Source organism: Ornithinimicrobium sp., assembly GCF_035267225.1.
Taxonomy (GTDB): Bacteria; Actinomycetota; Actinomycetes; order Actinomycetales; family Dermatophilaceae; genus Ornithinicoccus.
Genome location: NZ_DATFMA010000032.1, coordinates 1 through 7,189, shown reverse-complemented (window position 1 = coordinate 7,189; position 7,189 = coordinate 1). Strand labels below are relative to the sequence as shown.

Below are 7,189 nucleotides of genomic sequence, written 5' to 3'. Positions count from 1 at the left end.
TGCCGAGGCACCGCCCAGCACACGTTCATGGCGTGCTGCGTGGCGTGGGAGACCCTCGAGGCGCCGTACAACGCGATCAGGACGCCGACCCACAGCGCCACGCTGCTGCCCTGCAGGCCCGCGGGCTGGGAGATCTCCGCGCCGACCACCGGGAACTGGCTCACCGCCGTGTCCAGGATCGACTCCCGCAGCTCGGGGCGGTTCTGCAGCAGGAATCCGAGCACGGAGGCGACCAGCAGCAGCAACGGGAACATCGAGAGAAACCCGTAGTAGGTGATCAAAGCGGCCAGAAAGATGCCCTGGTCGTCGACGAACTTGTAGACCACGGCCACCGGGACGCTCCTCCAGCGCCGCTGCTGTTGCCAGTCGTTGAGCTTGGTGGCAATCTCCACCGACCTCACCCGGCCCTTCCTCGCCGGCTCAGTTCGGTGTCCCAGGTCATCTCCAGCCAGCTGTCGCATGATCGTGTCATGCCCACCGAGCCGGAGTACGGTCAGCGCGCCGAAGGATCCGCGCTGTCCGGGCTGTTCACCACCATCCTGGTGGTGGGTGCCGTGGTCGCCGGCTTCCTCGCCTGGCACCCCGACTACAGCCTGGACACGGTGCGCCGGCTGGTGGCCGACACCGGGGTCGTCGAGCCCTCCGCCGTCGCGCCACCGCCCCGCGGAGAAGGCACCTTCACCTACGCCATGACCCAGCCCGACGGCAAGAGCCCGGTCGGCTTCGACCCCTGCCGCCGCATCGAGATCGTCGTCAACCCTCGGGGGGCGCCGGAGGGCTACGCCCAGATGGTGGACACCTCGGTGCAGCGCACGTCCGAGGCCACAGGTCTGACGATGGAGGTGGTGGGAGAGACCAGCGAGCGCAACTTCACCTCGCGCGGGACGAGCGACCCCGTCGTGGTCGCCTGGGCCGACTCCAGCGAGGTGCCCGAGCTCGCGGGAGATGTGCGCGGGTTGGGCGGGAGCACCGCGATGCAGATCGGTGGGACCCGGCGCTACGTGAGCGGGATGGTCGTGATCGACACCGAGGGCAGTGCCTTCGACCTCGGTGGGCGGGTCTCCCAGGCCATCCTCGACCACGAGTTCGGGCACCTGGTCGGGCTGGGGCACGTCGACGACGCGGGCGAGCTGATGAACCCGACGCCGACACGGCTGTCCTACGGCCCCGGCGACCTGGAGGGTCTGGCCTCGCTGGGTCAGATCGAGTGTGCCTAGGAGGGTTCCTGCCAACCCCACATCTGCTCGCCCCATCCGGGGGTGCGTGAGGTGAGGTAGGAGCTGACCACAGCGGCGCCGAGGTCGTCGAGCTCCGGGGCCACCACCACCCCGTCCACGCGTCGCGCCATCTGGTCCACGAAACGGGCCAGGCCGCGGTCGTCACCCAAGCGGAAGAACGTGGTCTGCGCACCCAGCCGGGCGCAGTGGTCCAGCTCCCGTACGCTGCGCGCCAGGGTCAACGGGTGCGGCGGGTAGTCGAAGAACGCCTGTCCCCCGGGCTCGAGGTGCGCCGTGGGCTCTCCGTCCGTGACGACCAGCAGCACCGGCTGGGCGCTGGGGTGCCGCCGGAAGTGCCGCGCTGCCAGCAGGAGGCCATGGTGCAGGTTGGTGCCCTTCTCGGTGCGCGGCTCCCGAGCGGTCAGCTGCTCGATGTCGAGCACCTCGGCGTACCGCCCGAAGGCGACGAGCTGGAGCGCGTCGCCGCGAAAGCGCGTCCGGACCAGCTGATGCAGCGCCAGGGCGGTGCGCTTCATCGGCACCCAACGGCCCTCGATCGCCATCGAGAACGAGGTGTCCACGAGCAGGGCGACGGCGGCCTGGGTGCGCGCCTCGGTCTCGTGCACCTCGACGTCGCCGATGGACAGGCGCAGCCCGGCCGGGTTGGAGGAGGTGACCGGTGGTGGCGCGGCCTGGTCGGCGGCTTCGACGGTGCTGCGGCGGTGCGCATTGAGCACGGTGCGGGTCACGTCCCACGGCTCGGTGTCGCCGAACTCCCACTCCCGGGTGGCGCCACTGCGCTCCCCCGCCGCACCGGCGCGTCGCAGGTCGCGCGTGCCGCTGCGCCCGGACATCCGCCGCGCCACCTGACGCAGGAGCGAGCGTCCCAGCTGGCGCATCGCCTTGGGGGACAGGCGCAGCGCGCCGTCGCTGCCGCGCTGCATCATCCCCGTGTCCTTCAACGCGCGCTCGAGGTCGGCCAGCGTGCGGGCGTCCACCGCGGCCTCGTCGTCGAGCTGTCGGGCCAACAGCTCGAGGTCGACATCGCCCATGCTGGCCCCGGCGTACTGCTGGGAGAGCTGTTCGGCCAGGGCGTCGAGCTCGGCCAAGTCCTGCAGAGCGCCGGTGCCGTCTCCCAACCCCAGGCCCTGCTCGCCGTCGAACCGTTCCGAGGCGTTCCAGTCCTCGCCCGGGCGCAGGGCACGCAAGTTCTCGTCGAGGCTGGAGAGGGAGTCCATCAGCTGCGGGGAGCCGAAGGCCTGCGCAGCGAGCGCGTCGAGCTCCTCACGCTGCTCACTGGTCATCGAGTTGCGCATGCGCTGGGCGGCGGCGGCGCGTGCGGCCAGGGCGTCGAGGAGCTCCTCGATCGTGTCGGGGTTCTCCGGGAAGTACTCCCCGTGCTCGTCCATGAAGTCGGCGAACTGCGCCTGTGTGTCCTCCCCGCGCCGGTGGGCCTGCAGGAGGGAGTTGAGGTCGCGCAGCATCTGCTCGACCGCGGCGCGGTCCTCGTCGGTGGCGTTCTCGAGGGCCTGCTTCATCCCCGCGAAACGCTGGTCCAGCATCTCCCGGCCGAGGAGGTCCTTGATCTGCTCGAAGTCCGCTCGGGCGTCGCTGCTGTGCCAGGCGTAGTCGCCGAGCTCGGCGACCGCCGCGGCGGTGGAGGGGCTGAGGTTCTCGACCTGCATCTCGGCGAAGCGGGCCTCCTCCCCCATCTCCCGCGCCAGCTGTTTGCGCTCGGCCAGGACCGCTCGCTCCAGCAGCTCCCTCACCTGCTCCATCGTGCCGTCGAGGTGGTGCCGGTCGAGCAGCTCCCGGCGCTTCTGCGAGACCCGCGCAGCCAGGTCGTCCAGGCCCGGCTGCTGGGTACCCCCACGCCGGAGGAACTCGCGCATCGCGCTTTCCGGGGAGTAGCCGGCCATCACCTCCTCACCGATCGCCTCGAGCGCCTCGCCGAGGTCGACCGGCGGTGCGAGCGGATCAGGACCCCCGGCGTACCGGCCGTAGGTGGCTCCGCGGCGAGAGGGGTGGGGGTTGGAGGAGGTCATCGCGTCGTTCAGCCGTAGAGGGTCTCACCAGAGCCCGTGGACTCCTTGGAGATCTTGCGAGCCAGGTAGAGACCCTCCAGGGCCAGCTCCACCGCGCTGGCCCGCTGGCCGTCGTTGTGAGCCTCCAGGCGATCCATCACCTGGTCGTAGACGTCGGACTCGCCGAGGACCGGGAGACCGGCCAGCACGTCGCGGGCGGTCACCCGCTCGCCCGTGGTGACGGTGGTGCCGCCCTCCAGCGCCTCAACCAGCAGGCTCAGGTCGATCCCCGCCAGCCGCGCTCGCACCGTGTCGGCGGTCGCCCGGCGGAGCAGGTGGTCGAGGATGTCGCGTTCACGCCCCTCCTCGCCGGACTCGAACTCCACCTTGCCGCCGAGCACGTCCACGGCAGCCTCCAGGTCGACCACCCGGGCGACGGCGTGGTCCTCGTGCTGGGTGGTGGCCCGGTGCAGCGCGGAGGCCGCCACGGTCTCGGCGCCGGCGATGGAGAAGCGCGCGGAGACCCCCGAGCGCTGGTCCACGGCGCCGGACTCGCGCAGCGACCGGGTGAAGCGTGCCAGGATCTCGACGAGGTGCTCGGGCACCTCGGCGGCCAGGTCGGCCTCCTGCGTCACCACTGCGATCTCGTCGGCCAGCGCCTCGGGGTAGTGAGTGCGGATCTCGGCGCCGAAGCGGTCCTTCAGCGGGGTGATGATGCGACCCCGGTTGGTGTAGTCCTCGGGGTTGGCGCTGGCGACGACGAACACGTCGAGCTCCAGCCGCAGGATGTACCCGCGGATCTGGATGTCGCGCTCCTCCATCACGTTGAGCATGGCCACCTGGATACGTTCGGCCAGGTCGGGCAGCTCGTTGATGGCCACGATGCCGCGGTGGGAGCGCGGGATGAGCCCGAAGTGGATGGTCTCGGGGTCACCCAGGGAGCGACCCTCGGTGACCTTCATCGGGTCGACGTCGCCGATGAGGTCGGCGACCGAGGTGTCGGGGGTGGCCAGCTTCTCGGCGTACCGCTCACTGCGGTGCCGCCACGCGACGGGGAGGTCCTCACCCAGATCCTCGGCTCGTCGGAGGGAGGCGGGTGTCACCGGCTCGTACGGGTGCTCCCCCAGGTCTGAGCCGGCGATGACCGGGGTCCACTCGTCCAGCAGGCCGACCAGGGTTCGCAGCAGGCGTGTCTTTCCCTGACCACGCTCACCGAGGAGGACGATGTCGTGCCCGGCGATCACGGCCCGCTCCACCTGCGGGATGACCGTCGCCTCGAAGCCGTGCAGGCCGGGCCAGGGGTCCTGCCCGGCGGCGAGAGCGCGCAGCAGGTTGCCGCGCAGCTCGCGCTTGACCGACTGCTGGACGTGCCCGCACGCCCTGAGCTCACCGAGGGTGCTGGCGGCCGGGTGCCCGGTGGGCTGAGAGTTCGAGGTCACGTGCTCAACGGTAGTCCTGGGAAGGAACAGACATCGTGCCGCCCCCGGGTACGGTCATGGGGTGTCGCCCGTCAACCCGCCCGCTCTGGGGGCTCCCGCAGGGTTGTGCTCGCAGTGCGTCCACGGGCGCATCAACGCCACCAGACGGGGTACCGCCTATCTGCGGTGTCTGCGGGCAGCCTGGGATGAGCGACTGGTCCGCTATCCCCGACTCCCCGTCCTGCGGTGTCCCGGCTTCGAGCCGGGTGAGCCGTACATCTGATCTTGCTCCGCGAGATCTCTGCGCCGTATCAGCGGAAGGTATGTGAATGGTAAATTGGCTCTATGTCCCTGCCCGTCGTCACGGTGACCCGATCCTGGTCGGGTCGGGTCACCGTCAAGTGGTTCACCACCGAGGCCGCCATGTCGCGTGACGCCTGGACCGCTCGGGCCACCTCTCGGATCGCGGACATCCGTGGCGAGCACACCTCGCAGGACTGCCTGGTCGCGACCTGCACCCGGAGCCTGCTGGCCGACGGTGCCGATGTCAGCTGGCGCGCCACGCACCGCCGTGGTCGTCGCCTGGTTGCGACCGTCACCGCCTGAACTCTCGCCCACGGTCGGCAGAGCACCGTGCAGGATGGCCTGATGGCTATCCGCAACCGTCCGGCGTGGCAGAGCGGGCACCTGTTGGACGCGCAGACGGACGCGGGGGAACGCCGGGCGCGCACGGGTGAGGTGCATGTTCGCGACCTGAGCGCACTGTCCCGTCGCATCGAGAACGACATCGGCGCGCAGGTGCCTCTGCCGGATCCCGCAGGAGGGGGCCGGCGGGCGTCTGTGCTTCTGTTGCTGGAGGAACACGTCCCGTGTCGCACCGCCGGCACCGGGATCCTGAGCCTGCACGCGAACGACCCCACCGCCGGTCACACGTTGGCGGCGTGTTCGGACGCTGAGCTCGCCGTCGAGGAGCTCTTCTTCTGGGCCGTCATCCCGTGGTGGACCCAGGACCCCGCGCTGAGCGCGAGCGGTCGCGTGGCCAGCCGGGCGAGGCAGGCCGGCCACGCCGGGAGATGGCTGGGCCCGCTGCTCAGCGCTCTGCCCGAGCTCAACACCGTCGTGTTGCTCGGTCGCTCCACCAGTACCCGGTGGGAGCAGGCGCTGGCCGGAGCCCGGGCGGAGGTCCCCGCGGGGCTCGCCGTCCTGCGCGCCCCCCACACCAGCCCCATGACCTGGAACATGACCGACCGCCGCACCGGGCGCCTCAACCGTGAGGTGGTCCACGAGGTTCTCTGTGAGGCCCGTTCGACATCAAGCCGTCCCGGCCACGCCTCCCCGCGAGGAGGTCACCGCACCGACACGGGCGAACGGTGGACGCCAGTCCGCCCGGCGGCCTGGTGACCTGCCGGGCGGACTCACAGCCGCGTACTCGGCTCAGCTGCAGCCGCTGGTGCTGCCGCAGCCTTCGCAGACATAGCACGAGCCGGCCGGACGCATCTTCGTGCCGCAGGTCATGCACATCGGTGCGTCGGCGGCCTTGCCCTGCAGCTGCTCGAGCAGCTCGGCTGAGGAGTGCACGGAGAGCTCGGCCGCGCGAGCATCGGCGGCTCCGGCCCCGGAGGTGACCTCAGCGGGGTCGGGGGTCTGCCGCTTGCTCGCGGGCGCCACCGACTGGCTGTAGGACTCCAGGGCGTCCTCGATGTCCTCCTCCTCGGAATCCCCCGGCGCATAAGAACCGGTCTCGAGCTGACGGGCCCGCTCCTCGGCGGTGTGGATGCCCATGAACGAGCGGGTCTCGAAGTCCATGTAGTCCAGCGCCAGGCGGCGGAAGACGTAGTCCATCAACGACTGCGACATCCGCACGTCCGGGTCGTCGGTCAGGCCAGCGGGCTCGAAGCGCAGGTTGGTGAACTTCTCGACGTAGGTCTCGAGCGGCACCCCATACTGCAGGCCGACCGAGACCGCGATCGAGAAGGCGTCCATGACCCCCGCCAGGGTCGAGCCCTGCTTGCCGAACTTCAGGAACAGCTCACCCAGCGTGCCGTCGTCGTAGGTGCCGGCGGTGAGATACCCCTCGGCGCCACCGACCGAGAACGACGTGGTCTGGCTGGCCCGCCGCTTGGGCAGCCGCTTGCGCACCGGCCGGTACTCGACAACCTTCTCGACCTTCGGCTCGACAGCGGCGGACCCCTCGACGCTCTCGCTCTGCTTGGCCTCGCTCTTCTTGCCATCCGAGAGCGGCTGACCGACCTTGCACATGTCCCGGTAGACAGCCAGCGCTTTCAGGCCCAGGTTCCAGCCCTGCTGGTAGACCTCGGCGATCTCCTCCACCGTGGCACTCTCGGGCAGGTTCACCGTCTTGGAGATCGCGCCGGACAGGAACGGCTGCGTGGCCGCCATCATCCGCACGTGTCCCATCGGCTTGATGGCCCGGGTGCCCATGGCGCAGTCGAAGACCTCGTAGTGTTCCGGCTTCAGACCTGGAGCGTCGATGACGTGCCCGTGCTCGGCGATGTGCTCCACGATGGCC

The 7,189-nt window shown here is 70.4% G+C and carries 6 protein-coding genes and 1 pseudogene; 3 read left to right on the top strand and 4 right to left on the bottom strand.

The genetic code is table 11. From position 1 onward, the window contains the following. A partial coding sequence (locus VJ976_RS02105; protein ID WP_324098422.1) for a YihY/virulence factor BrkB family protein occupies positions 1 to 392 on the bottom strand: 392 nt, incomplete at its 3' end. 78 nt (positions 393 to 470) lie between these two features. Between VJ976_RS02105 and VJ976_RS02100 the strand changes: the two genes are divergently transcribed. Next, positions 471 to 1,217, top strand: coding sequence for a hypothetical protein (locus VJ976_RS02100; protein WP_324098421.1), 747 nt, complete (start codon positions 471 to 473; stop codon positions 1,215 to 1,217). Here VJ976_RS02100 and VJ976_RS02095 read toward each other — a convergent pair. Together VJ976_RS02095 and VJ976_RS02090 are read right to left on the bottom strand one after the other, a co-directional pair. Beyond that, positions 1,214 to 3,262: a VWA domain-containing protein gene (locus VJ976_RS02095; RefSeq protein ID WP_324098419.1), complete on the bottom strand. Its 2,049-nt coding sequence runs from the start codon at positions 3,260 to 3,262 to the stop codon at positions 1,214 to 1,216. The two genes, VJ976_RS02100 and VJ976_RS02095, sit on opposite strands and share 4 nt — an antisense overlap. Positions 3,263 to 3,270: 8 nt before the next feature. Continuing rightward, on the bottom strand, positions 3,271 to 4,680 hold the full coding sequence (locus tag VJ976_RS02090; RefSeq protein ID WP_324098417.1) for a magnesium chelatase: 1,410 nt from the start codon (positions 4,678 to 4,680) through the stop codon (positions 3,271 to 3,273). Positions 4,681 to 5,004: 324 nt separating this feature from the next. On the opposite strand from VJ976_RS02090, the gene VJ976_RS02085 reads away from it, so the two are divergent. Together VJ976_RS02085 and VJ976_RS02080 are read left to right on the top strand one after the other, a co-directional pair. After that, positions 5,005 to 5,265, top strand: coding sequence for a hypothetical protein (locus VJ976_RS02085; RefSeq protein WP_324098415.1), 261 nt, complete (start codon positions 5,005 to 5,007; stop codon positions 5,263 to 5,265). A gap of 42 nt (positions 5,266 to 5,307) precedes the next feature. Continuing rightward, positions 5,308 to 6,060 carry a hypothetical protein gene (locus VJ976_RS02080; protein ID WP_324098413.1) on the top strand — a complete coding sequence of 251 codons (753 nt, stop codon included), beginning with the start codon at positions 5,308 to 5,310 and terminating at the stop codon, positions 6,058 to 6,060. 33 nt (positions 6,061 to 6,093) lie between these two features. Here the strand turns inward: VJ976_RS02080 and VJ976_RS02075 are convergent. Continuing rightward, positions 6,094 to 7,189, bottom strand: a pseudogene (locus VJ976_RS02075) (vitamin B12-dependent ribonucleotide reductase); the annotation flags it as partial.

Bases quoted from the DNA above. Each gene is read 5' to 3' on its own strand.
- VJ976_RS02085 (WP_324098415.1), top strand. From the start codon at position 5,005: ATGTCCCTGCCCGTCGTCACGGTGACCCGATCCTGGTCGGGTCGGGTC.
- VJ976_RS02100 (WP_324098421.1), top strand. From the start codon at position 471: ATGCCCACCGAGCCGGAGTACGGTCAGCGCGCCGAAGGATCCGCGCTG.
- VJ976_RS02095 (WP_324098419.1), bottom strand. From the start codon at position 3,262: ATGACCTCCTCCAACCCCCACCCCTCTCGCCGCGGAGCCACCTACGGC.
- VJ976_RS02080 (WP_324098413.1), top strand. From the start codon at position 5,308: ATGGCTATCCGCAACCGTCCGGCGTGGCAGAGCGGGCACCTGTTGGAC.